The sequence below is a fragment of the Pseudomonas sp. M20 genome (assembly GCF_045037865.1).
Lineage (GTDB): Bacteria > Pseudomonadota > Gammaproteobacteria > Pseudomonadales > Pseudomonadaceae > Aquipseudomonas.
Genome location: NZ_CP173611.1, coordinates 6,420,082 through 6,442,463, shown reverse-complemented (window position 1 = coordinate 6,442,463; position 22,382 = coordinate 6,420,082). Strand labels below are relative to the sequence as shown.

The 22,382-nt window shown below is 55.9% G+C and carries 34 protein-coding genes; 2 read left to right on the top strand and 32 right to left on the bottom strand.

Translation table 11 applies throughout. The features are described from left to right. Positions 1-2 precede the first annotated feature (2 nt). Entirely contained in the window at positions 3-1,160 is a 1,158-nt protein-coding gene (locus ACI514_RS28720) for a glutathionylspermidine synthase family protein (RefSeq protein ID WP_160059616.1), read from the top strand. Between the two features lie 118 nt (positions 1,161-1,278). Here ACI514_RS28720 and ACI514_RS28715 read toward each other — a convergent pair whose 3' ends face one another. Beyond that, a complete protein-coding gene (locus ACI514_RS28715; protein WP_127929967.1) occupies positions 1,279-1,806 on the bottom strand; it encodes a single-stranded DNA-binding protein in 528 nt (175 codons plus the stop codon). A 9-nt stretch (positions 1,807-1,815) separates the two neighbouring features. Continuing rightward, a complete protein-coding gene (locus tag ACI514_RS28710) occupies positions 1,816-3,213 on the bottom strand; it encodes an MFS transporter (RefSeq protein WP_405122782.1) in 1,398 nt (465 codons plus the stop codon). A 191-nt stretch (positions 3,214-3,404) separates the two neighbouring features. Here ACI514_RS28710 and uvrA point away from each other — a divergent pair, with 191 nt between their 5' ends. Then, positions 3,405-6,239, top strand: coding sequence for an excinuclease ABC subunit UvrA (uvrA, locus tag ACI514_RS28705; protein ID WP_160059618.1), 2,835 nt, complete (start codon positions 3,405-3,407; stop codon positions 6,237-6,239). A 65-nt stretch (positions 6,240-6,304) separates the two neighbouring features. Here uvrA and bfr read toward each other — a convergent pair whose 3' ends face one another. From bfr to rpsJ, 30 genes are all read right to left on the bottom strand, one after another. Further along, the gene (gene bfr, locus ACI514_RS28700) at positions 6,305-6,772 is read right to left on the bottom strand and encodes a bacterioferritin (RefSeq protein WP_007918444.1); all 468 of its coding nucleotides are present in this window, start codon (positions 6,770-6,772) and stop codon (positions 6,305-6,307) included. A 149-nt stretch (positions 6,773-6,921) separates the two neighbouring features. Next, complete coding sequence (locus ACI514_RS28695; protein WP_405122781.1) at positions 6,922-8,376, bottom strand: catalase; 1,455 nt, start codon at positions 8,374-8,376, stop codon at positions 6,922-6,924. A gap of 240 nt (positions 8,377-8,616) precedes the next feature. Further along, complete coding sequence (gene rplQ, locus ACI514_RS28690; protein ID WP_007918448.1) at positions 8,617-9,003, bottom strand: 50S ribosomal protein L17; 387 nt, start codon at positions 9,001-9,003, stop codon at positions 8,617-8,619. A gap of 42 nt (positions 9,004-9,045) precedes the next feature. Then, complete coding sequence (locus ACI514_RS28685) at positions 9,046-10,047, bottom strand: DNA-directed RNA polymerase subunit alpha (RefSeq protein WP_003186012.1); 1,002 nt, start codon at positions 10,045-10,047, stop codon at positions 9,046-9,048. 22 nt (positions 10,048-10,069) lie between these two features. After that, a complete protein-coding gene (gene rpsD, locus ACI514_RS28680) occupies positions 10,070-10,690 on the bottom strand; it encodes a 30S ribosomal protein S4 (protein ID WP_003176404.1) in 621 nt (206 codons plus the stop codon). Positions 10,691-10,708: 18 nt separating this feature from the next. Further along, a complete protein-coding gene (rpsK, locus tag ACI514_RS28675; RefSeq protein WP_002555466.1) occupies positions 10,709-11,098 on the bottom strand; it encodes a 30S ribosomal protein S11 in 390 nt (129 codons plus the stop codon). A 30-nt stretch (positions 11,099-11,128) separates the two neighbouring features. Then, entirely contained in the window at positions 11,129-11,485 is a 357-nt protein-coding gene (gene rpsM, locus ACI514_RS28670) for a 30S ribosomal protein S13 (protein WP_009045849.1), read from the bottom strand. Between the two features lie 129 nt (positions 11,486-11,614). Next, positions 11,615-11,731 carry a 50S ribosomal protein L36 gene (gene rpmJ, locus ACI514_RS28665; protein ID WP_002555468.1) on the bottom strand — a complete coding sequence of 39 codons (117 nt, stop codon included), beginning with the start codon at positions 11,729-11,731 and terminating at the stop codon, positions 11,615-11,617. A 27-nt stretch (positions 11,732-11,758) separates the two neighbouring features. Further along, positions 11,759-13,087, bottom strand: a complete 1,329-nt coding sequence (gene secY / locus ACI514_RS28660; RefSeq protein WP_003228718.1) for a preprotein translocase subunit SecY — start codon at positions 13,085-13,087, stop codon at positions 11,759-11,761. Continuing rightward, positions 13,088-13,525, bottom strand: a complete 438-nt coding sequence (rplO, locus tag ACI514_RS28655) for a 50S ribosomal protein L15 (RefSeq protein WP_003228720.1) — start codon at positions 13,523-13,525, stop codon at positions 13,088-13,090. Positions 13,526-13,528: 3 nt separating this feature from the next. Next, on the bottom strand, positions 13,529-13,705 hold the full coding sequence (rpmD, locus tag ACI514_RS28650; RefSeq protein WP_003176408.1) for a 50S ribosomal protein L30: 177 nt from the start codon (positions 13,703-13,705) through the stop codon (positions 13,529-13,531). Between the two features lie 2 nt (positions 13,706-13,707). Beyond that, entirely contained in the window at positions 13,708-14,208 is a 501-nt protein-coding gene (gene rpsE / locus ACI514_RS28645) for a 30S ribosomal protein S5 (RefSeq protein WP_003186035.1), read from the bottom strand. Between the two features lie 3 nt (positions 14,209-14,211). After that, positions 14,212-14,562 carry a 50S ribosomal protein L18 gene (rplR, locus tag ACI514_RS28640; RefSeq protein WP_003186037.1) on the bottom strand — a complete coding sequence of 117 codons (351 nt, stop codon included), beginning with the start codon at positions 14,560-14,562 and terminating at the stop codon, positions 14,212-14,214. A gap of 10 nt (positions 14,563-14,572) precedes the next feature. Then, positions 14,573-15,106: a 50S ribosomal protein L6 gene (gene rplF, locus ACI514_RS28635; RefSeq protein WP_003176412.1), complete on the bottom strand. Its 534-nt coding sequence runs from the start codon at positions 15,104-15,106 to the stop codon at positions 14,573-14,575. 12 nt (positions 15,107-15,118) lie between these two features. After that, positions 15,119-15,511, bottom strand: coding sequence for a 30S ribosomal protein S8 (gene rpsH / locus ACI514_RS28630; RefSeq protein WP_007918458.1), 393 nt, complete (start codon positions 15,509-15,511; stop codon positions 15,119-15,121). Positions 15,512-15,720: 209 nt separating this feature from the next. Then, a complete protein-coding gene (rpsN, locus tag ACI514_RS28625) occupies positions 15,721-16,026 on the bottom strand; it encodes a 30S ribosomal protein S14 (RefSeq protein WP_007918460.1) in 306 nt (101 codons plus the stop codon). Between the two features lie 13 nt (positions 16,027-16,039). Further along, positions 16,040-16,579 carry a 50S ribosomal protein L5 gene (gene rplE / locus ACI514_RS28620; protein WP_003176415.1) on the bottom strand — a complete coding sequence of 180 codons (540 nt, stop codon included), beginning with the start codon at positions 16,577-16,579 and terminating at the stop codon, positions 16,040-16,042. A 20-nt stretch (positions 16,580-16,599) separates the two neighbouring features. Then, positions 16,600-16,914: a 50S ribosomal protein L24 gene (rplX, locus tag ACI514_RS28615; RefSeq protein ID WP_003176416.1), complete on the bottom strand. Its 315-nt coding sequence runs from the start codon at positions 16,912-16,914 to the stop codon at positions 16,600-16,602. 11 nt (positions 16,915-16,925) lie between these two features. Next, positions 16,926-17,294, bottom strand: a complete 369-nt coding sequence (rplN, locus tag ACI514_RS28610) for a 50S ribosomal protein L14 (RefSeq protein ID WP_002555479.1) — start codon at positions 17,292-17,294, stop codon at positions 16,926-16,928. A 23-nt stretch (positions 17,295-17,317) separates the two neighbouring features. Next, the gene (gene rpsQ / locus ACI514_RS28605; RefSeq protein WP_003176419.1) at positions 17,318-17,584 is read right to left on the bottom strand and encodes a 30S ribosomal protein S17; all 267 of its coding nucleotides are present in this window, start codon (positions 17,582-17,584) and stop codon (positions 17,318-17,320) included. A 2-nt stretch (positions 17,585-17,586) separates the two neighbouring features. Further along, complete coding sequence (gene rpmC, locus ACI514_RS28600) at positions 17,587-17,778, bottom strand: 50S ribosomal protein L29 (RefSeq protein WP_002555481.1); 192 nt, start codon at positions 17,776-17,778, stop codon at positions 17,587-17,589. Continuing rightward, a complete protein-coding gene (gene rplP, locus ACI514_RS28595; protein WP_007896757.1) occupies positions 17,778-18,191 on the bottom strand; it encodes a 50S ribosomal protein L16 in 414 nt (137 codons plus the stop codon). The genes rpmC and rplP overlap by 1 nt, the downstream gene beginning before the upstream one ends. A gap of 12 nt (positions 18,192-18,203) precedes the next feature. Further along, positions 18,204-18,890, bottom strand: coding sequence for a 30S ribosomal protein S3 (gene rpsC / locus ACI514_RS28590; RefSeq protein ID WP_003176422.1), 687 nt, complete (start codon positions 18,888-18,890; stop codon positions 18,204-18,206). Between the two features lie 13 nt (positions 18,891-18,903). After that, positions 18,904-19,236: a 50S ribosomal protein L22 gene (gene rplV, locus ACI514_RS28585; protein WP_003103908.1), complete on the bottom strand. Its 333-nt coding sequence runs from the start codon at positions 19,234-19,236 to the stop codon at positions 18,904-18,906. A gap of 11 nt (positions 19,237-19,247) precedes the next feature. Then, positions 19,248-19,523 (bottom strand): 30S ribosomal protein S19, encoded by a 276-nt coding sequence (rpsS, locus tag ACI514_RS28580; RefSeq protein WP_003228731.1) that lies wholly within the window; start codon positions 19,521-19,523, stop codon positions 19,248-19,250. Positions 19,524-19,539: 16 nt separating this feature from the next. Further along, complete coding sequence (gene rplB, locus ACI514_RS28575; protein WP_003228734.1) at positions 19,540-20,364, bottom strand: 50S ribosomal protein L2; 825 nt, start codon at positions 20,362-20,364, stop codon at positions 19,540-19,542. 14 nt (positions 20,365-20,378) lie between these two features. Continuing rightward, a complete protein-coding gene (rplW, locus tag ACI514_RS28570; protein WP_002555488.1) occupies positions 20,379-20,678 on the bottom strand; it encodes a 50S ribosomal protein L23 in 300 nt (99 codons plus the stop codon). Further along, complete coding sequence (gene rplD / locus ACI514_RS28565; protein ID WP_007918468.1) at positions 20,675-21,277, bottom strand: 50S ribosomal protein L4; 603 nt, start codon at positions 21,275-21,277, stop codon at positions 20,675-20,677. Before rplD ends, rplW begins: the two co-directional genes overlap by 4 nt. A gap of 12 nt (positions 21,278-21,289) precedes the next feature. After that, positions 21,290-21,925 carry a 50S ribosomal protein L3 gene (gene rplC / locus ACI514_RS28560; RefSeq protein WP_003228738.1) on the bottom strand — a complete coding sequence of 212 codons (636 nt, stop codon included), beginning with the start codon at positions 21,923-21,925 and terminating at the stop codon, positions 21,290-21,292. Between the two features lie 80 nt (positions 21,926-22,005). Further along, positions 22,006-22,317, bottom strand: coding sequence for a 30S ribosomal protein S10 (gene rpsJ, locus ACI514_RS28555; protein WP_003186070.1), 312 nt, complete (start codon positions 22,315-22,317; stop codon positions 22,006-22,008). Positions 22,318-22,382 lie beyond the last annotated feature (65 nt).

Here is a 22,382-nt window from a genome sequence, read left to right as displayed (position 1 = left end):
CGATGAAGAAGATCTTCTGCGCCGAGCGCCCCGACTGGAAACAGACCGCCGAAAGCCTCGGCTTCATGTTCCACACCATCGACGACGAGCCGTACTGGGACGAAAGCGCGTACTACCAGTTCACGCTCGCGCAAATCGAAAACGATCTCGAGGATCCGACCACCGAACTGCACGAGATGTGCATGGACCTGGTCGACCGTGTGGTGCACAGCGAAGAACTGCTGGGTCGCCTGAGCATCCCGGCGCCGTACTACGACATGATCCGAACCTCCTGGCTGGAAGGTCATCCGCATCTGTACGGCCGCATGGACTTTTCCTACAGCGGCAACGGCCCGGCAAAACTGCTGGAGCTCAACTACGACACACCGACCAGTCTTTATGAAGCAGCGGCGTTCCAGTGGGGCTGGCTGGAACAATGCATCGAGCGCGGCACGCTGCCGCGTCATGCCGACCAGTTCAACAGCATCGACACTCAGTTGCATCGGGCCTTCGCCGAATTACAGCTGAAGCGGCCGTTCTACTTTGCCTCGATGAAAGACTCGGTCGAAGACAAGGGCACCACGGATTACCTGCGCTTGATCGCCGAGAAAGTCGGCATCGAATCACGGCACATCGATATTGAAGATATCGGTTTGACGGCTGAAGGGCGTTTCGTCGACCTGGAAGATCGCTGGATTCCGCACCTGTTCAAACTGCATGCCTGGGAATTCATCTTCCACGAGCCCTTCGGCGCGGCGATTGCCGAGTGCGATACGCAGTTTTTCGAACCGGCGTGGAAGGCGATCCTGTCGAACAAGGGGGCACTGCCGTTGCTGTGGGAGATGCACAAGGGCCATCCAAATCTGCTGGCGGCGCATCTCGACCCGAATCCGGCCAGCATCGTGCCCAAGGGCTGGGTACGCAAGCCGTACTTTTCCCGGGAAGGCGCCAACATTGAGCTGCAAACGGCTGATGGTCTGATCGTCAAAGAGGACGGGCCCTACACTGATGCGCCGTTTATCCTGCAAGAATTTGCGCCACTTCCGAAGTTTGGTGAGAGTTACACGCTGATCGGTTCGTGGGTGATTGGCGATCAGGCAGCGGGGATTGGTGTACGGGAAGACAACAGCCTGATCACCAAAGATTCGAGCAGGTTTCTGCCGCATCTGATCCTCGACTGAACCACAGATCCTGCTCGCCCCTACAGTTGATCGGGGATGACCATAAGTTTTCACCCAACAAAAAGGCCCGTCGTTTAAGCGACGGGCCTTTTTATTTGCAGCGGTTTACAACAGCAAATCAGAACGGAATATCGTCATCAAAGCTGTCGAAATCCGGAGCCGGTTGCGGTGCGGCCTGTTGTGGAGCCGGGGCCGAACGCTGCTGTGGAGCCGACTGCTGCGGACGGGGAGCCTGCTGACGTGGCGCAGATGGAGCCGACTGCTGGTAGTTGTTGCCACCGCCTTGTTGATCGCCCTGTTGTGGACGGCCGCCGAGCAGTTGCATGGTGCCTTGCATGTCGACCACGATTTCGGTGGTGTAACGCTTGATACCGTCTTTTTCCCACTCACGGGTCTGCAGCTTGCCTTCGATGTAAACCTGCGAACCCTTGCGCAGATATTCGCCGGCGATTTCCGCAACCTTGCCGAACATCGAAACACGGTGCCACTCGGTCTTCTCGACCTTCTGACCGGTTTGCTTGTCGGTCCACTGTTCGCTGGTGGCCAGACTCAGGTTGGTCACGGCGTTACCGTTAGGCAGGTAGCGAACTTCGGGATCCTGGCCGCAAGTGCCGACCAATATGACTTTGTTAACCCCACGGGCCATAACGTTCTCCTAGGCTTCGCAAGCAGCCCCGGCCGGGTTGTTCACCAGGCGTTCGAGGGTGTCGCGATCCACTAATTCTTTGTCCAGTTTGATGTAAACAGCCGCTTCGTCAGCAACTATCACTGCATCGGTTACCCCTACGAGGGCCTTGAGGCGCTCGACCAGACCCGCTTCGCGGATCGCCTCGGGCGACAACGGCAAGCGCAGGCTCGTCACGTAGGGAGGTTCGCGCATGGTAACAGCAAAGGCCAACCAAAGTGCAGCCAGCCCGGCACATCCAAGGAACACAACCGACAGACCGCCATGCTGAAACAGCCAGCCGCCGAGTATCCCGCCGAGTGCCGATCCGAGGAACTGGCTGGTGGAATACACGCCCATGGCCGTGCCCTTCCCGCCTGCCGGTGAAACCTTGCTGATCAGCGACGGCAATGAAGCCTCCAGCAGATTGAACGCAGTGAAAAACACCACCGTGCCGATCACCAGAGCCCGCAGGCTGTCGCCGAACTGCCAGAAGAATAGCTCAGTCAGCATCAGCGTCATGACGGCGCCGAGCAAAACTCGTTTCATTTTGCGTTTCTTCTCACCATAGATGATGAACGGGATCATGGCGAAGAACGAAATCAGCAGCGCGGTGAGGTAGACCCACCAGTGCTGCTCCTTGGGCAAACCGGCTTTTTCCACCAGTGCCAGTGGCAGCGCGACGAAGCTCGACATCAACATGGCATGTAACACAAAGATGCCCAGGTCGAGGCGCAGCAGGTCCGGATGCTTGAGCGTCGGCATCAAGGCCTGACGCGCCACACCGGATTCACGATGCTGCAGCGGGCCCGTGGAGCGCGGCACCATGAACATGATGATCAGGATCCCGACCAGCGCCATGCCACCTGTAGCGAGGAACAATCCGGAAAGGCCGAAAGCACGGGTCAGCAGTGGCCCGACCACCATGGCCACGGCAAACGACAGGCCGATGGTCATACCGATCATCGCCATCGCTTTGGTGCGATGTTGCTCGCGAGTCAGGTCGGAGAGCAGTGCCATGACCGCAGCAGAGATTGCTCCGGCACCTTGCAGGATCCGGCCGGCAATCACGCCCCAGATCGAATCGGCCTGAGAGGCCAGCACGCTGCCGAGCGCGAAGACGATCAGCCCGAGGTAAATCACCGGGCGACGACCAATGCGGTCAGAAATGATCCCGAACGGAATCTGGAAAATCGCCTGAGTCAGGCCGTAAGCGCCGATGGCCAACCCGATCAGCGCCGGGGTCGCTCCAGCCAGATCCATGCCGTAGGTCGCCAGTACCGGCAACACCATGAACATGCCCAGCATACGGAAGGCGAACACCAGGGCCAGACCGCTCGCCGCGCGGGTCTCGCTGCCACTCATGCGTTCGCTGTGGGGATCGTGCATGGAAAAACCTCGTGTGAACCGGCGGCGATTCTACCAGTCCCATCGAAAGACGGGGTAGATCGCGACGCTTTGACGCGTATAGATGAAACTCTCTTCATCCAGGGTAAAAAACCCTTCGTTTGATAGTGTGCATCCATCCAGTATTTGCCCGTATACTCCTACGTTTTCGACGCCCGCCGAGCGAGGCCACTTTGGACAAGATCCTGATACGTGGGGCCCGTACCCACAACCTGAAGAACATCGACCTGACCCTGCCACGGGACAAGCTGATCGTCATCACCGGCCTGTCCGGATCCGGCAAGTCGTCCCTGGCCTTCGACACACTGTACGCCGAAGGTCAGCGCCGCTATGTCGAATCGCTGTCGGCCTACGCCCGCCAGTTCCTGTCGATGATGGAAAAACCCGACGTCGACACCATCGAAGGCCTGTCGCCGGCGATCTCCATCGAACAGAAGTCGACCTCGCACAACCCGCGCTCCACGGTCGGCACCATCACCGAAATCTACGACTACCTGCGTCTGCTCTACGCCCGCGTGGGCACGCCGCGCTGCCCGGATCACGACATTCCGCTGGAAGCACAAACGGTCAGTCAGATGGTTGACCTGGTGCTGGCGCAACCGGAAGGCAGCAAACTGATGCTGCTGGCGCCGGTGATCCGCGAGCGTAAAGGTGAACACCTTTCGGTCTTCGAAGAGCTGCGCGCACAAGGTTTCGTTCGCGCCCGGGTCAACGGCCGCATCTGTGAGCTCGACGAACTGCCGAAACTGGATAAACAGAAGAAGCATTCGATTGACGTGATCGTCGACCGTTTCAAGGTACGCGCCGATCTGCAGCAACGCCTGGCCGAGTCTTTCGAGACTGCGCTGAAACTGGCGGACGGCATTGCACTGGTCGCGCCGATGGACGATGAGCCGGGTGAAGAGATGATTTTCTCCGCGCGCTTTGCCTGCCCGATCTGCGGCCACGCCATCAGCGAACTTGAGCCGAAGCTGTTCTCCTTCAACAACCCGGCTGGCGCTTGCCCGACCTGTGATGGCTTGGGCGTGAAGCAGTTCTTCGACATCAAACGGCTGGTCAACGGCGACCTGACCTTGGCCGAGGGTGCGATTCGCGGCTGGGACCGGCGCAACGTCTATTACTTCCAGATGCTCGGCTCACTGGCCTCACACTACGGTTTCAGCCTCGAAGTACCGTTCAACGAACTGCCGGCCGATCAGCAGAAATTCATCCTGCATGGCAGCGGCTCGCAAAACGTCGACTTCAAATACCTCAACGACCGTGGCGATATCGTCAAACGCTCTCACCCGTTCGAAGGCATCGTGCCCAACCTTGAGCGTCGCTACCGCGAGACCGAGTCGGCGAGCGTTCGTGAAGAGCTGGCCAAGTTCCTCAGCACTCAGTCCTGCCCGGATTGCCGTGGCACTCGCCTGCGTCGTGAAGCGCGGCACGTATGGGTTGGCGAGAAGACATTGCCGGCAGTGACCAATCTGCCTATCGGCGATGCTTGCGAATACTTCGGCCAGCTGAAGATGACCGGCCGCCGTGGCGAGATCGCGGACAAGATTCTCAAGGAAATCCGTGAGCGTCTGCAGTTCCTCGTCAACGTCGGTCTCGATTATCTGTCGCTGGATCGCAGCGCTGACACCCTTTCCGGTGGTGAAGCACAACGTATTCGTCTGGCCAGCCAGATCGGTGCTGGCCTGGTGGGTGTTTTGTACATCCTCGACGAACCGTCCATTGGTTTGCACCAGCGTGACAATGATCGACTGCTCGGCACGCTCAAGCACCTGCGCGACATCGGTAACACGGTAATCGTGGTCGAGCACGACGAAGATGCGATTCGCTTGGCTGACTATGTCGTCGATATCGGCCCGGGCGCCGGGGTGCACGGCGGGCAGATCGTTGCCGAAGGCACGCCGGCCGAAGTCATGGCGCATCCGGACTCCCTGACCGGTAAATACCTTTCAGGCCGGGTGAAGATTGAAGTGCCGGCCAAACGTACACCGCGCAACAAGAAGCTAAATCTGTCGCTCAAAGGGGCGCGCGGTAACAACCTGCGTAATGTCGATCTGGATATCCCGATCGGTCTGCTGACGTGCGTCACCGGCGTGTCCGGTTCGGGCAAATCGACACTGATCAACAACACGCTTTTCCCGCTCAGCGCCACGGCGCTCAACGGCGCGACGACCCTGGAAGCGGCAGCGCACGACAGCATCAAAGGCCTGGAGCATCTCGACAAAGTCGTCGATATCGACCAGAGCCCGATTGGCCGTACACCGCGCTCTAACCCAGCGACGTATACCGGGCTGTTTACGCCGATCCGTGAACTTTTCGCCGGTGTGCCCGAGTCACGCTCCCGTGGTTACGGCCCCGGGCGTTTCTCCTTCAACGTCAAGGGCGGTCGCTGCGAAGCTTGTCAGGGCGATGGCCTGATCAAGGTTGAGATGCACTTCCTGCCGGACATCTACGTGCCGTGCGACGTGTGCAAGAGCAAGCGCTACAACCGCGAAACCCTTGAGATCAAATACAAGGGCAAGAGCATCCACGAAACCCTCGAAATGACCATCGAGGAAGCCAGGGAGTTCTTCGATGCGGTGCCGGCGCTGGCGCGCAAGCTGCAGACGTTGATGGATGTCGGTCTGTCGTACATCAAGCTCGGACAGTCGGCGACGACGCTGTCCGGCGGTGAGGCGCAGCGGGTCAAGCTGTCTCGCGAACTGTCCAAGCGTGACACCGGCAAGACCCTGTACATCCTCGATGAGCCGACCACCGGTCTGCACTTCGCGGATATCCAGCAGTTGCTTGATGTGTTGCATCGACTGCGCGACCACGGCAACACCGTGGTGGTGATCGAACACAACCTCGACGTGATCAAGACTGCCGACTGGCTGGTGGACCTGGGGCCGGAGGGCGGCTCCAAAGGTGGGCAGATCATTGCCACCGGCACGCCGGAAGATGTGGCCGAGATGAAGCAATCTCACACCGGCCATTACCTCAAGCCGTTGTTGATCCGTGATCGGGCTTAAACGCCGGGCATGAAAAAGCCCCTGTCACTTCATCAGTGACAGGGGCTTTTTGGTATCGATTGCAATCAGGAAGTGTGGGATTGCAGATAGTTCTCGAGACCGATCAGTTTGATCAGGCCCAACTGCTTTTCCAGCCAGTAGGTGTGATCTTCTTCGGTATCGTTGAGCTGAACGCGCAGGATCTCGCGGCTGACATAGTCTTTGTGCTGCTCGCACAGCTCGATGCCTTTGCACAGTGCGGCGCGTACTTTGTACTCAAGGCGCAGATCGGCTTCGAGCATCTCCGGCACAGTGGTGCCGACATCCAGATCATCCGGACGCATGCGCGGCGTGCCTTCGAGCATCAGAATCCGGCGCATCAACGCATCAGCGTGACCTGCCTCTTCTTCCATCTCGTGGTTGATTCGCTCGTAGAGCTTGGTGAACCCCCAGTCCTCATACATCCGCGAATGAACGAAATATTGATCACGCGCGGCCAGTTCGCCGGTCAGCAACGTGTTGAGGTAATCGATTACGTCTGGGTGGCCTTGCATCGCCCTACATCTCCCTACTTGAAAGTCTGTAGTTTGAACCAACCTGACTGGAAGGTCACCCGTTACGCGCAATAAAAGCGAAGATATTCTGAGAAAAGCAGCCTAAATAACGCAAAAACCGCCCAAATGAGGGCGGTTCTGCTTCTCGTTTAGACTTCGTTAAGCTGTACGTTGAGCAGCTTTGCGATTGCTTCTCCATACGCCGGGTCGGCTTTGTAGAAATGCTGCAGCTGACGATCGACCACATCACTGGAAACGCCCGACATGGCACCAGCGATATTGCTGACCAGCAATGCTCTCTGCTCGTCGCTCATCAGTCGGAACAGCGCACCGGCGTGGCTGTAGTAATCGGTATCCTCGCGGTGATCGTAGCGATCTGCAGCACCGCTCAAGGCCAGTGCAGGTTCAGCGTAACGCGGAGCTTGTTTCGGCGCTTCGGTATAGCTGTTCGGTTCGTAGTTAGGCGCGGCACCACCGTTGCTGCCGAACGCCATCGAGCCGTCGCGCTGGTAAGTGTTCACCGGGCTACGTGGCGCGTTCACTGGCAACTGCTGGTGATTGGTACCCACGCGATAGCGGTGAGCATCGGCATAGGCGAACACGCGACCTTGCAGCATGCGGTCTGGCGAGAGACCAACGCCTGGGACCATATTGCTCGGGCCGAACGCGGCCTGCTCGACTTCAGCGAAGTAGTTCAGCGGGTTGCGGTTTAGCTCCAGCTCACCGACTTCGATCAGCGGGAACTCCTTCTGCGACCAGGTCTTGGTCACGTCGAACGGGTTCTCGTAATGCGCCGCGGCCTGGTCCTCAGTCATGATCTGGATGCACACGCGCCATTTCGGGAACTCACCGCGCTCGATTGCTTCGAACAGATCTCGCTGGGCGTAATCCGGATCGGTGCCGGCCAACCGCGCTGCATCGGCCGGCGCCAGATTCTTGATGCCCTGCTTGGTCTTGTAGTGCCATTTGACCCAGTGACGCTCACCTTTAGCGCTGATCAGGCTGTAGGTGTGGCTGCCGAAGCCGTGCATGTGACGGTAGCCGTCAGGAATGCCGCGGTCAGAAAACAGGATGGTGACCTGATGCAGCGCCTCAGGTGAATGTGACCAGAAGTCCCACATCATCTGCGCGCTTTTCAGGTTGCTTTGCGGCAAGCGTTTTTGCGTGTGGATGAAGTCAGGAAATTTAAGTGGATCACGGATGAAGAATACGGGCGTGTTGTTGCCAACAATGTCCCAGTTGCCTTCTTCGGTGTAGAACTTCAACGCGAAACCGCGTGGATCGCGCTCGGTATCTGCCGAACCACGTTCTCCACCCACTGTAGAAAAGCGCAGGAACGTCGGTGTTTGCTTGCCAACAGATTCAAACAATTTGGCGTTGGTGTACTCGGTAATGTCACGAGTCACAGTAAACGTACCGTAAGCACCCGAGCCTTTGGCGTGGACACGACGCTCAGGGATGTTTTCACGATTGAAGTGCGCAAGCTTCTCGATCAGGTGAAAATCGTCGAGCAGCAGTGGGCCACGCGGGCCGGCGGAGCGAGAATTCTGGTTATCAGCGACAGGTGCGCCACTGGCGGTCGTAAGCGTTTTGATCTGGCTCATACGGTCTTCTTCCTCTGTCAGTCTTGAAACTGCCGGCTAATCGGCTTGCTGGGAAGTATCGATCATCCATGTGACAGCTACAAATTCATTAACTTGCAGACATCGATAGATAATTACTAATTATGTTTCCCAGCCCATAGTGACAAGAGAGACATGTCAGAAGCTTGTATGAACAGCGCATTTTCTTGCAGGCACAAAAAACCGGGCACTAGGCCCGGTTCTTTGTTTCAGACTGACGTCTTACTCGGCGGATACAGCTTCGCCAGCAGTAGCACGATCAACCAACTCGACGTACGCCATAGGTGCGTTGTCGCCAGTGCGGAAACCGCACTTGAGGATGCGCAGGTAGCCACCCTCACGGGTAGCGTAACGCTTGCCCAGGTCGTTGAAGAGCTTACCAACGATAGCTTTCGAACGAGTACGGTCGAAAGCCAGACGGCGGTTAGCCAGGCTGTCTGTCTTGGCCAGAGTGATCAGCGGCTCAGCAACGCGACGCAGTTCTTTGGCTTTTGGCAGAGTAGTTTTGATCAGCTCGTGCTCGAACAGCGACACCGCCATGTTTTGAAACATGGCCTTGCGGTGCGAGCTGGTGCGGCTCAGGTGACGACCACTTTTACGATGACGCATGGTTCATTCCTTACCAAACACTACGTTCGGTGATTACGACGATCAGGCAGTCGCCTTGTCGTCCTTCTTAAGACTTGCAGGCGGCCAGTTGTCGAGGCGCATGCCGAGGGACAGACCGCGGGAGGCCAGAACGTCCTTGATTTCAGTCAAGGATTTCTTGCCCAGGTTCGGAGTCTTCAACAGCTCCACTTCGGTGCGCTGAATCAGGTCACCGATGTAGTAGATGTTTTCCGCCTTAAGGCAGTTAGCCGAACGTACAGTCAGTTCCAGATCGTCAACCGGGCGAAGCAGGATCGGATCGATCTCGTCTTCCTGCTCGACAACCACTGGCTCACTGTCACCTTTGAGGTCGACGAACGCAGCCAACTGCTGTTGCAGAATGGTTGCAGCGCGGCGGATAGCCTCTTCAGGATCCAGAGTACCGTTGGTTTCCAGATCAATAACCAGCTTGTCCAGGTTAGTACGCTGCTCGACACGGGCGTTTTCCACCACGTATGCGATACGGCGAACCGGGCTGAACGAAGAGTCAAGCTGCAAGCGACCGATGCTGCGGCTTTCGTCTTCATCGCTCTGACGCGAGTCTGCTGGTTCATAACCACGACCACGAGCTACGGTGAGCTTCATGTTCAGGGCGCCGTTAGACGCCAGGTTAGCGATTACGTGATCGGGGTTAACGATCTCGACATCATGATCCAGCTGAATATCGGCAGCGGTAACCACCCCCGAACCCTTCTTCGACAAGGTCAGCGTAACTTCGTCACGACCGTGCAGCTTGATGGCCAGACCTTTAAGGTTCAACAGGATTTCAATTACGTCTTCCTGTACACCTTCGATGGCGCTGTACTCGTGGAGCACACCGTCAATCTCGGCCTCGACTACTGCGCAGCCGGGCATTGAGGACAACAGGATGCGTCGCAGCGCGTTGCCCAGGGTGTGGCCAAAACCACGCTCGAGAGGCTCGAGTGTGATCTTGGCGCGGGTTGGACTGACAACCTGCACATCAATATGGCGGGGTGTCAGGAACTCATTTACCGAAATCTGCATGGATGCACCTATTTTCTAGCCCTTACTTGGAGTAGAGCTCGACAATCAGGCTTTCGTTGATGTCGGCGGACAGATCACTGCGAGCAGGAACGTTCTTGAAAACGCCCGACTTCTTCTCAGTGTCTACTTCTACCCATTCTACGCGGCCACGTTGGGCACACAGATCGAGAGCTTGGACAATGCGAAGTTGGTTTTTTGCTTTCTCGCGAACTGCAACCACGTCACCAGCACGAACCTGATACGACGGAACGTTTACGGTCTGACCGTTAACGCTGATCGACTTGTGCGATACCAGTTGACGGGATTCGGCACGAGTCGAACCAAAGCCCATACGATATACAACGTTGTCCAGACGGCATTCGAGCAGTTGCAGCAGGTTTTCACCGGTTGCACCTTTCTTGCCAGCAGCTTCTTTGTAGTAGCCGCTGAACTGACGCTCGAGAACGCCGTAGATACGACGGACCTTCTGCTTTTCACGCAGTTGGGTGCCGTAGTCGGACTGGCGACCGCGGCGTTGGCCGTGGATACCAGGTGCTGCTTCAATGTTGCACTTCGATTCGATCGCGCGCACGCCGCTCTTCAGGAAGAGATCGGTGCCTTCGCGACGAGCGAGTTTGCATTTTGGACCAATGTAACGAGCCATTCTTTACAATCTCCTGGATTACACGCGGCGCTTCTTCGGCGGACGGCACCCGTTGTGCGGGATTGGCGTCACATCGGTGATGCTGGCGATCTTGTAGCCACAGCCGTTCAAAGCGCGGACTGCGGATTCACGACCTGGACCTGGACCTTTGACGTTGACGTCGAGGTTTTTCAGGCCATATTCCAGCGCAGCTTGACCAGCACGTTCAGCAGCTACTTGAGCAGCAAACGGGGTGGACTTGCGGGAACCGCGGAAACCCGAACCACCAGAGGTAGCCCAAGAAAGCGCGTTACCTTGACGGTCGGTGATGGTCACGATTGTGTTGTTAAAAGAAGCATGGATGTGGGCGATGCCATCAACCACTGTCTTTTTAACTTTTTTACGAGGACGAGCAGCAGGTTTTGCCATGATTAATTTCCTGTCGATTCGCGTGGGCGATTACTTGCGGATCGGCTTACGCGGACCTTTACGGGTACGCGCGTTAGTCTTGGTACGCTGACCGCGTACTGGAAGACCACGACGATGACGCAGACCACGGTAGCAACCGAGGTCCATCAAACGCTTGATTTTCATGTTGATTTCGCGACGCAGGTCACCTTCAGTGGTGAACTTCGCCACTTCGCCACGCAATTGCTCAATCTGCTCGTCGCTCAGATCTTTGATCTTTGCGGCTGGGTTTACCCCAGTCTCTGCGCAAATTTTCTGCGCAGTAGTGCGACCGACACCATAGATGTAGGTCAGCGAGATAACAGTGTGCTTGTTATCTGGAATGTTAACGCCTGCAATACGGGCCATTCAGTGGGACTCCAATTGACAGCTACCTACGCCCCGGAAGCCAAGAAATAGGGCGCGAGATAATATCGCTGTAATAACAAATAATCAACCCGGCAGCGCACTAGCTGCCGGGCTTCAAGCGGATCACACTCAGCCTTGGCGCTGTTTGTGACGCGGTTCCGCGCTGCAAATTACTCGAACAACACCTTCGCGGCGAATAATCTTGCAGTTACGGCACAGCTTTTTCACCGATGCACGAACTTTCATCACCAACTCCTCGAACCTTATGGGTACTCAGCGCAACATGCCGCTGCCGTAACCCTTCAGGTTGGCTTTCTTCATCAGGGATTCGTACTGGTGCGAAACGAGGTGCGATTGTACTTGGGACATGAAGTCCATCACAACCACGACCACGATCAGCAACGAGGTCCCGCCAAGGTAGAACGGAACGTTTGCTGCAACCACCAGGAACTGGGGCAACAGGCACACGGCCGTCATGTAAAGAGCACCGAACATGGTCAAGCGAGTCAGAACGCCATCAATGTAGCGCGCAGACTGCTCACCTGGACGGATGCCCGGAATAAAGGCACCGGACTTCTTCAGGTTTTCCGCTACGTCTTTCGGATTGAACATCAACGCCGTATAGAAGAAGCAGAAGAAAATAATCCCTGCACTAAACAGCAGAATATTCAACGGCTGACCAGGAGCGATCGACTGCGAGATGTCCTGCAACCAGCCCATACCTTCAGACTGACCAAACCAGGCACCCAGCGAAGCCGGGAACAGCAAAATGCTGCTCGCGAAAATAGCCGGAATAACACCAGCCATGTTCACTTTCAGCGGCAAGTGGCTTGTCTGCGCAGCAAAAACCTTGCGGCCCTGCTGACGCTTGGCGTAGTGAACAGCGATACGACGCTGACCACGCTCAATGAACACCACAAAACCGATAATCGCTACTGCCAGCAAACCGATGGCAACCAGGGCGAAGATGTTGATATCACCCTGACGCGCAGACTCGAAAGACTGCCCGATTGCTCTCGGAAGACCGGCGACGATACCCGAAAAAATCAACATCGAGATACCGTTACCTACACCACGCTCAGTAATCTGCTCACCTAGCCACATCATGAACATCGCACCAGCCACAAAAGTGGATACCGCGACGAAATGGAAGCCAAAGTCACCAGTGAACGCAACGCCCTGCCCCGCCAGACCAATGGACATGCCAATAGCCTGAACAAGAGCGAGGACGACGGTGCCGTAGCGGGTGTACTGGCTGATCTTGCGACGGCCAGCTTCACCTTCCTTCTTCAACTGCTCCAGCTGCGGGCTGACGGCGGTCATCAGTTGCATGATGATCGAAGCCGAAATGTACGGCATGATCCCCAGTGCAAAGATGCTCATCCGTTCCAGCGCGCCGCCGGAGAACATGTTGAACAAGCTAAGAATGGTCCCCTCATTCTGTCGAAACAGGTCTGCGAGTCGGTCCGGGTTGATACCTGGAACCGGGATGTGTGCGCCTATTCGGTAGACGATAATCGCCAGGAACAGAAAACGCAGACGAGCCCAGAGTTCAGACATACCGCCTTTGCCGAGCGCAGAGAGAGCACCTTGCTTAGCCATTTATTCCTCGAACTTGCCGCCAGCTGCTTCGATAGCCGCACGCGCACCTTTGGTGGCGCCGATTCCCTTGCCGATAGTGACAGCGCGAGTCACTTCACCGGACAGCATGATTTTCACACGCTGTACGTTGACGTTGATCACGTTGGCATCTTTCAGGGACTGCACGGTGACGATGTCGCCTTCCACTTTAGCCAGCTCGGACAAACGCACTTCTGCGCGATCCATGGCTTTCAGGGAAACGAAACCGAACTTCGGCAGGCGACGATGCAGCGGCTGTTGACCGCCTTCAAAGCCTGGAGCGATGGTGCCACCGGAGCGGGAGGTCTGACCTTTGTGGCCACGGCCACCAGTCTTACCCAAACCGCTACCGATACCACGGCCCGGACGATGCTTTTCACGACGGGAACCCGGCGCTGGACTCAGATCATTGAGTTTCATCGATTAACCCTCGACACGCAGCATGTAGTAAGCCTTGTTGATCATCCCGCGATTCTCGGGAGTATCCTGGACTTCTACAGTGTGACCGATGCGACGCAGACCCAGACCCTTAACGCACAGTTTGTGGTTAGGGATGCGGCCGGTCATGCTTTTGATCAGCGTTACTTTTACGGTAGCCATGATCAGAAGATCTCCTTGACGCTTTTGCCACGCTTGGCGGCAATGGATTCAGGAGACTGCATAGCCTTCAAACCTTTGAAAGTGGCGTGAACCACGTTTACCGGGTTAGTCGAGCCGTAGCACTTGGCCAGAACGTTCTGAACGCCAGCAACTTCGAGGACAGCACGCATAGCGCCGCCAGCGATGATACCGGTACCTTCAGAAGCAGGCTGCATGTACACCTTCGAAGCGCCGTGAGCGGACTTCATTGCGTACTGCAGAGTGGTGCCGTTCAGATCAACTTGGATCATGTTGCGGCGAGCAGCTTCCATTGCCTTCTGGATCGCAGCAGGCACTTCACGCGACTTGCCACGGCCGAAGCCAACACGCCCTTTACCATCACCAACCACGGTCAACGCAGTGAAAGTGAAGATACGGCCGCCTTTAACGGTTTTGGCTACGCGGTTAACTTGAACCAGCTTCTCAATGTAGCCTTCGTCGCGCTTTTGGTCGTTATTTGACATAACTTAGAACTCCAGCCCAGCTTCACGAGCAGCATCAGCCAGCGCTTTAACGCGGCCGTGGTACTTGAAGCCAGAGCGGTCGAAAGCCACTTGCGAGACGCCAGCGGCCTTAGCACGCGTAGCGACCAGCTGGCCAACCTTTGTGGCCGCGTCGATGTTGCCAGTGGCGCCATCACGCAGTTCTTTATCCAAAGTCGAGGCGCTTGCCAGGACTTTGTTGCCGTCGGCCGAGATGACCTGGGCGTAGATGTGCTGCGACGAGCGGAACACGCAGAGACGCACGACTTCGAGTTCGTGCATTTTCAGGCGTGCTTTGCGAGCGCGACGCAGTCGAGTAACTTTTTTGTCGGTCATTTGCTATGCCCTACTTCTTCTTGGCTTCTTTACGACGGACGACTTCGTCCGCGTAGCGCACACCTTTGCCTTTGTACGGCTCTGGTGGACGGAAGTCGCGGATCTCAGCGGCCACTTGACCTACCAGCTGCTTATCGATGCCCTTGATCAGGATATCGGTCTGGCTAGGAGTCTCAGCGGTGATGCCTTCCGGCAGTTCGTAATCCACTGGGTGCGAGAAGCCAAGGGCCAGGTTCAGAACCGTGCCTTTTGCTTGCGCCTTGTAACCAACACCGACCAGCTGGAGCTTGCGCTCGAAGCCTTGGCTTACGCCTTGGACCATGTTGTTTACCAACGCACGCGTGGTACCGGCCATTGCGCGAGTTTGTTGATCGCCATTGCGAGCAGCGAAACGCAGCTCACCAGCTTCTTCAACGATCTCAACGGACGAATGGATGTTCAGTTCAAGAGTGCCCTTGGCACCCTTCACCGAAAGCTGTTGGCCTGCGAATTTTACTTCGACACCGGCTGGCAGCTTAACGGGGTTCTTAGCGACGCGAGACATGCTTATCCCCCCTTAGAACACAGTGCAAAGAACTTCGCCGCCGACACCGGCAGCGCGCGCAGCACGATCCGTCATCACACCTTTGTTGGTGGAGACGATAGACACGCCAAGACCGCCACGAACTTTCGGCAGATCTTCAACGGACTTGTACTGACGCAGGCCTGGACGACTAACGCGCTTCACTTCTTCGATAACCGGACGGCCTTCGAAGTACTTCAGCTCGATGGACAACGACGGCTTAGCGTCGGTGGTGATCTGAAAATCCGCGATGTAACCTTCGTCCTTCAGGACTTTTGCTACAGCCACCTTCAGCGTGGAAGACGGCATGCTTACGACAGACTTTTCAGCCATCTGGGCATTACGGATTCGAGTTAGCATGTCCGCTAACGGGTCCTGCATACTCATGGGCTAGACGCTCCTAATACAGAAAAATTAGCCTTGCGGCTACTACTTGTCGCCGAGAACTTCCGGGTATGAAAAACACGGGCTCAGGCGAGCCGGTCATTCTAGACACACCCCAGAAATGAATCAAGCCCCAAAAGGGGCTTGATTCAGATTCAAGGCCACCGATGGTCAGGTTCTTGCGAACCCGAACATCGAGACTTTGACAGCAATTACCAGCTGGCTTTAACCAGACCTGGTACGTCACCACGCATTGCAGCTTCACGCAGCTTGTTACGGCCAAGGCCGAACTTGCGGTAAACGCCGTGCGGACGACCAGTCAGGCGGCAACGGTTACGCATGCGCGCAGCGCTTGCGTCACGTGGTTGCTTCTGCAGTGCTACGGTAGCTTCCCAACGCGCTTCTGGACTTGCGTTCAGATCGACGATGATAGCTTTCAGCGCTGCACGCTTGGTGGCGTACTTGGCAACAGTGAGCTGACGCTTCAGCTCACGGTTTTTCATGCTCTTCTTGGCCATTTTCCTACTCCAATCAGTTGCGGAACGGGAATTTGAAAGCACGCAGCAGAGCGCGGCCTTCATCATCGTTCTTGGCAGTGGTGGTCAGGGTAATGTCCAGACCGCGGAGAGCATCGATCTTGTCGTAGTCGATTTCCGGGAAAATGATCTGCTCTTTCACGCCCATGCTGTAGTTACCACGACCATCGAAGGACTTGGCATTCAGGCCGCGGAAGTCGCGAACCCGAGGCAGGGAGATCGACAGCAGACGATCCAGGAACTCATACATACGCTCACGGCGCAGAGTCACCTTGACGCCGATCGGCCATCCTTCACGGACTTTAAAGCCAGCGATGGATTTACGAGCGTAGGTCACAACGACTTTTTGGCCGGTGATCTTTTCCAGGTCAGCAACAGCATGCTCGATGACTTTCTTGTCACCAACAGCTTCGCCCAGACCCATGTTCAGGGTGATCTTTGTAACGCGTGGAACTTCCATCACGTTCGAAAGCTTAAGTTCTTCCTTAAGCTTCGGTGCGATTTCCTTCCAGTAAATCTCTTTTAGTCGTGCCATGGTCTTCTACCTAGCAGTGTTCAAGCATCAACCGCTTTTTGGGTCGACTTGAAGACACGAATTTTCTTGCCGTCTTCTACTTTGAAACCAACGCGGTCAGCCTTGTTGGTTTCGCCGTTGAAAATGGCGACGTTAGAAGCGTCCAGTGGAGCTTCTTTTTCGACGATACCGCCTTGTACGCCCGACATCGGGTTAGGCTTGGTATGACGCTTGACCAGGTTCAGACCACCAATAACCAGACGGTTATTAGCAAGAACCTTAAGCACCTTACCGCGCTTACCTTTGTCTTTGCCGGCGATCACGATGATCTCGTCGTCACGACGAATCTTTTGCATGTCGGATCTCCTTACAGCACTTCTGGGGCGAGCGAGACGATCTTCATGAACTTCTCAGTACGAAGTTCACGGGTCACTGGCCCAAAGATACGGGTGCCGATCGGCTCTTGCTTGTTGTTCAGAAGAACAGCAGCGTTGCCATCAAAGCGGATAATGGAGCCATCAGCACGACGTACGCCGTGACGAGTGCGGACTACAACAGCAGTCATCACTTGGCCTTTTTTCACTTTACCGCGAGGAATTGCTTCCTTCACGGTAACTTTGATGATGTCACCGATACCAGCGTAACGACGATGGGAGCCACCCAGCACCTTGATGCACATAACGCGGCGAGCGCCGCTGTTATCGGCCACATCGAGCATGGATTGAGTCTGAATCATATAATTTCTCCGACCCCTAGTCCTTAGACTTCCACAGCGCGTTCGAGAACATCAACCAGCGCCCAAGACTTGGTCTTGGCCAAAGGACGAGTTTCACGAATAGTGACTTTGTCGCCGATGTGGCACTGATTGGTTTCGTCGTGCGCGTGCAGCTTAGTCGAACGCTTAACGTATTTACCGTAGATCGGGTGCTTAACGCGACGCTCGATCAGTACGGTGATGGTTTTGTCCATCTTGTCGCTGACAACACGGCCAGTCAGCGTACGGACAGTTTTTTCGGCTTCAGCCATGATTACTTACCTGCCTGCTGGTTGAGCACAGTCTTCACGCGAGCGATGTCACGCTTAACTTGCGAGAGCAGATGAGACTGCCCCAACTGGCCAGTTGCTTTCTGCATACGCAGATTGAACTGGTCGCGCAGCAAGCCGAGCAGTTGCTCGTTCAGCTGCTGTGCGGATTTTTCACGAAGTTCATTCGCTTTCATCACATCACCGTCCGTTTAACAAAGGCGGTGGCGAGCGGCAGCTTTGCAGCAGCCAGGGCAAAAGCCTCACGCGCCAGCTCTTCAGAAACACCCTCGATTTCATACAGGACTTTGCCTGGCTGAATCTGGGCAACCCAGTACTCCACACTACCCTTACCTTTACCCATCCGAACTTCGAGTGGCTTCTTGGAAATAGGCTTGTCCGGGAATACACGGATCCAGATCTTGCCGCCACGTTTAACGTGACGGGTCAGAGCACGACGCGCTGACTCGATCTGACGAGCGGTGAGACGACCACGAGCTACAGACTTCAGCGCGAACTCGCCGAAGCTGACTTTGCTACCGCGCTGAGCCAGACCACGGTTGTGGCCTGTCATCTGCTTGCGGAACTTCGTACGCTTAGGTTGCAACATTTGGCGTACCCCTTACTTAGCAGCTTTTTTACGAGGCGCTGGTGCTTGTGGTTTCAGCTCTTCTTGGCGACCACCAATTACTTCGCCTTTGAAGATCCAAACCTTTACACCGATCACACCGTAAGTGGTGTGAGCTTCGTAGTTGGCATAGTCGATGTCGGCACGCAGGGTGTGCAATGGCACACGACCTTCGCGATACCATTCAGTACGTGCGATTTCAGCACCGCCGAGACGACCGCTCACTTGGATTTTGATGCCTTTGGCACCAATGCGCATGGCGTTCTGAACGGCGCGCTTCATAGCGCGACGGAACATTACACGACGCTCCAGCTGCTGAGCTACGCTCTGCGCAACCAGCATACCGTCGAGCTCCGGCTTGCGGATCTCTTCGATATTGATGTGCACAGGCACACCCATTTGCTTGGTCAGGTCCTGACGCAGTTTCTCAACATCTTCACCTTTCTTCCCGATAACGATACCCGGACGAGCGGTGTGGATGGTGATACGTGCAGTTTGGGCCGGACGATGGATATCGATACGGCTTACGGACGCGCTTTTTAGTTTGTCTTGGAGATACTCACGCACTTTCAGATCTGCGAACAAATAGTCCGCATAAGTCCGACCGTCTGCGTACCAGACGGAGGTGTGCTCCTTGACGATTCCCAGGCGAATGCCAATGGGATGTACTTTCTGACCCATCTCTTCGACTCCGTTACTTGTCAGCAACCTTGACAGTGATATGGCAAGACCGCTTGACGATGCGATCAGCACGGCCTTTGGCACGTGGCATGATGCGCTTCAGCGAACGCCCTTCGTTGACGAAAACGGTGCTGACTTTAAGGTCATCAACGTCTGCGCCTTCGTTATGCTCGGCGTTGGCTACGGCCGACTCCAGCACTTTCTTCATGATCTCGGCGGCTTTCTTACTGCTGAAAGCCAACAAGTTGAGCGCTTCGCCCACCTTCTTCCCGCGGATCTGGTCGGCGACCAAGCGGGCTTTCTGGGCGGAGATTCGAGCGCCCGACAACTTAGCGGCTACTTCCATTTCCTAACCCCTTAACGCTTGGCTTTCTTGTCAGCCACGTGCCCACGATATGTGCGGGTACCGGCGAACTCGCCCAGTTTATGGCCGACCATGTCTTCGTTCACGAGAACTGGGACGTGCTGACGACCGTTATGTACGGCGATGGTCAGACCGACCATCTGTGGCAGGATCATCGAACGACGCGACCAAGTCTTAATTGGTTTGCGATCGTTCTTTTCCGCCGCCACTTCGATCTTCTTCAGTAGGTGAAGATCAATAAAAGGACCTTTTTTCAGAGAACGTGGCACTGTCGTATCCCTCTATTTACTTGCGACGACGGACGATCATTTTGTCGGTACGCTTATTACCACGAGTCTTCGCGCCCTTAGTCGGGAAGCCCCATGGCGATACCGGATGACGACCACCAGAGGTACGACCTTCACCACCACCATGCGGGTGGTCAACCGGGTTCATGGCAACACCACGAACGGTTGGGCGAACGCCACGCCAGCGTTTGGCACCAGCTTTACCCAGCGAACGCAGGCTGTGCTCGGAGTTCGAGACTTCGCCCAGGGTCGCACGGCATTCAGCCAGGACTTTACGCATTTCACCGGAACGCAGACGCAGGGTAACGTACACGCCTTCACGAGCGATCAGCTGAGCCGAAGCACCAGCGGAACGAGCGATCTGTGCGCCTTTACCTGGCTTCAGTTCGATGCCGTGTACGGTAGAACCGACTGGAATGTTGCGCAGTTGCAGAGCGTTGCCTGGCTTGATTGGAGCCAGAGCGCCCGCGATCAGCTGGTCACCAGCACTCACGCCTTTAGGGGCGATGATGTAGCGGCGCTCGCCGTCTGCGTAGCAGAGCAGTGCGATGTGAGCAGTACGGTTTGGATCGTATTCGATACGCTCGACAGTGGCGACGATGCCATCTTTGTCGTTGCGACGGAAATCGACCATACGATAATGCTGCTTATGACCACCACCGATGTGACGCGTGGTAATACGGCCATTGTTGTTACGACCACCAGTCTTCGATTTTTTCTCGAGCAGCGGTGCGTGAGGAGCGCCTTTATGCAGCTCCTGGTTGACCACCTTGACCACAAAACGGCGGCCAGGGGAAGTCGGTTTGCATTTAACGATTGCCATGATGCACCCCTTCCTTACTCAGCACTGCTGCTGAAATCGAGATCTTGGCCTGGCTGAAGGGAGATAACTGCCTTCTTCCAGTCATTACGCTTGCCCAGACCGCGAGCAGTGCGCTTGCTCTTACCCAGAACGTTCAGGGTAGTGACGCGCTCTACTTTCACGCTGAACAGGCTTTCGACGGCCTTCTTGATTTCCAGCTTGGTTGCATCAGTAGCAACCTTGAAAACGAACTGGCCTTTCTTGTCTGCCAGAACCGTAGCCTTCTCGGAAACGTGCGGGCCAAGCAGAACTTTAAATACGCGTTCCTGGTTCATCCCAGCAGCTCCTCGAATTTCTTCACGGCCGACACGGTGATCAACACCTTGTCGTATGCGATCAGACTAACTGGATCGGAACCTTGAACGTCACGTACATCTACGTGCGGCAGGTTACGAGCAGCCAGGTACAGGTTCTGATCAACAGCGTCCGACACGATCAAAACGTCGGTCAGGCTCATGTTGTTCAGTTTGCCCAGCAGGTCTTTGGTTTTCGGCGTTTCAACAGCGAAATCCTGAACCACGACCAGACGATCAGTACGCACCAGCTCAGCAAGGATGGAACGCATTGCTGCGCGATACATCTTCTTGTTCAGCTTCTGGGAGTGATCCTGTGGACGAGCTGCGAAAGTGGTACCGCCGCCACGCCAGATTGGGCTACGGATAGTACCGGCACGAGCACGGCCAGTACCTTTCTGACGCCATGGGCGCTTGCCGCCACCACGAACGTCGGAACGGGTCTTTTGCTGCTTGGTACCTTGACGGCCGCCGGCCATGTAGGCCACGACTGCTTGGTGAACCAGCGTCTCATTGAACTCGCCGCCAAACGTCAGTTCGGAAACTTCGATCGCTTGAGCGTCATTTACATTTAATTGCATGTCAGCTTCCCCTTAACCGCGAGCCTTGGCTGCTGGACGTACAACCAGGTTGCCGCCAGTAGCGCCAGGAACAGCACCCTTGACCAACAACAGATTGCGTTCAGCGTCCACGCGCACTACTTCCAGGGACTGCACGGTCACGCGCTCAGCGCCCATATGACCGGACATTTTTTTGCCCTTGAATACACGACCAGGAGTCTGGCACTGGCCGATAGAGCCTGGGACGCGGTGGGATACGGAGTTACCGTGGGTGTTATCTTGCCCGCGGAAATTCCAACGCTTGATCGTACCCTGGAAGCCTTTACCCTTGGACTGACCGGTTACATCAACCAGCTGACCAGCGGCGAAGATTTCAGCGTTGATCAGATCGCCAGCCTGGTACTCGCCTTCTTCAAGACGGAATTCCATGGTAGTGCGACCAGCGGCAACGTTCGCCTTGGCGAAGTGGCCAGCCTGAGCTGCTGTTACACGCGAAGCGCGACGCTCGCCGACAGTGACTTGCACTGCACGATAGCCATCGGTCTCTTCAGTTTTGAACTGGGTGACGCGATTCGGTTCGATCTCAATGACCGTGACCGGAATGGAGACACCTTCTTCGGTGAAAATACGGGTCATACCGCATTTACGACCGACTACACCAATAGTCATGTTGTAAACCTCATGAGTGTACGGGGCTTTCACCCGCTATGGCCGCCCATTTCAGAGCGTTACACGACTAAGACCGAGTCTTAGCCGAGGCTGATCTGCACTTCCACACCGGCCGCAAGATCAAGCTTCATAAGTGCATCAACGGTTTTATCCGTTGGCTGGACGATGTCCAGAACGCGCTTATGAGTGCGGATTTCGTACTGGTCGCGCGCGTCTTTGTTGACGTGCGGAGAAACCAGAACGGTGAACCGCTCTTTACGGGTAGGCAGTGGAATTGGACCACGCACTTGAGCACCAGTACGTTTCGCGGTTTCCACGATTTCCTGGGTTGATTGGTCGATCAGGCGATGGTCAAAAGCCTTCAACCTGATACGGATTTGCTGATTTTGCATTGGATTTCAGACTCCGGCTGCTATTCCCACCGAGCGCAATACGCCCGTTAAAAGGAGGCGCAATT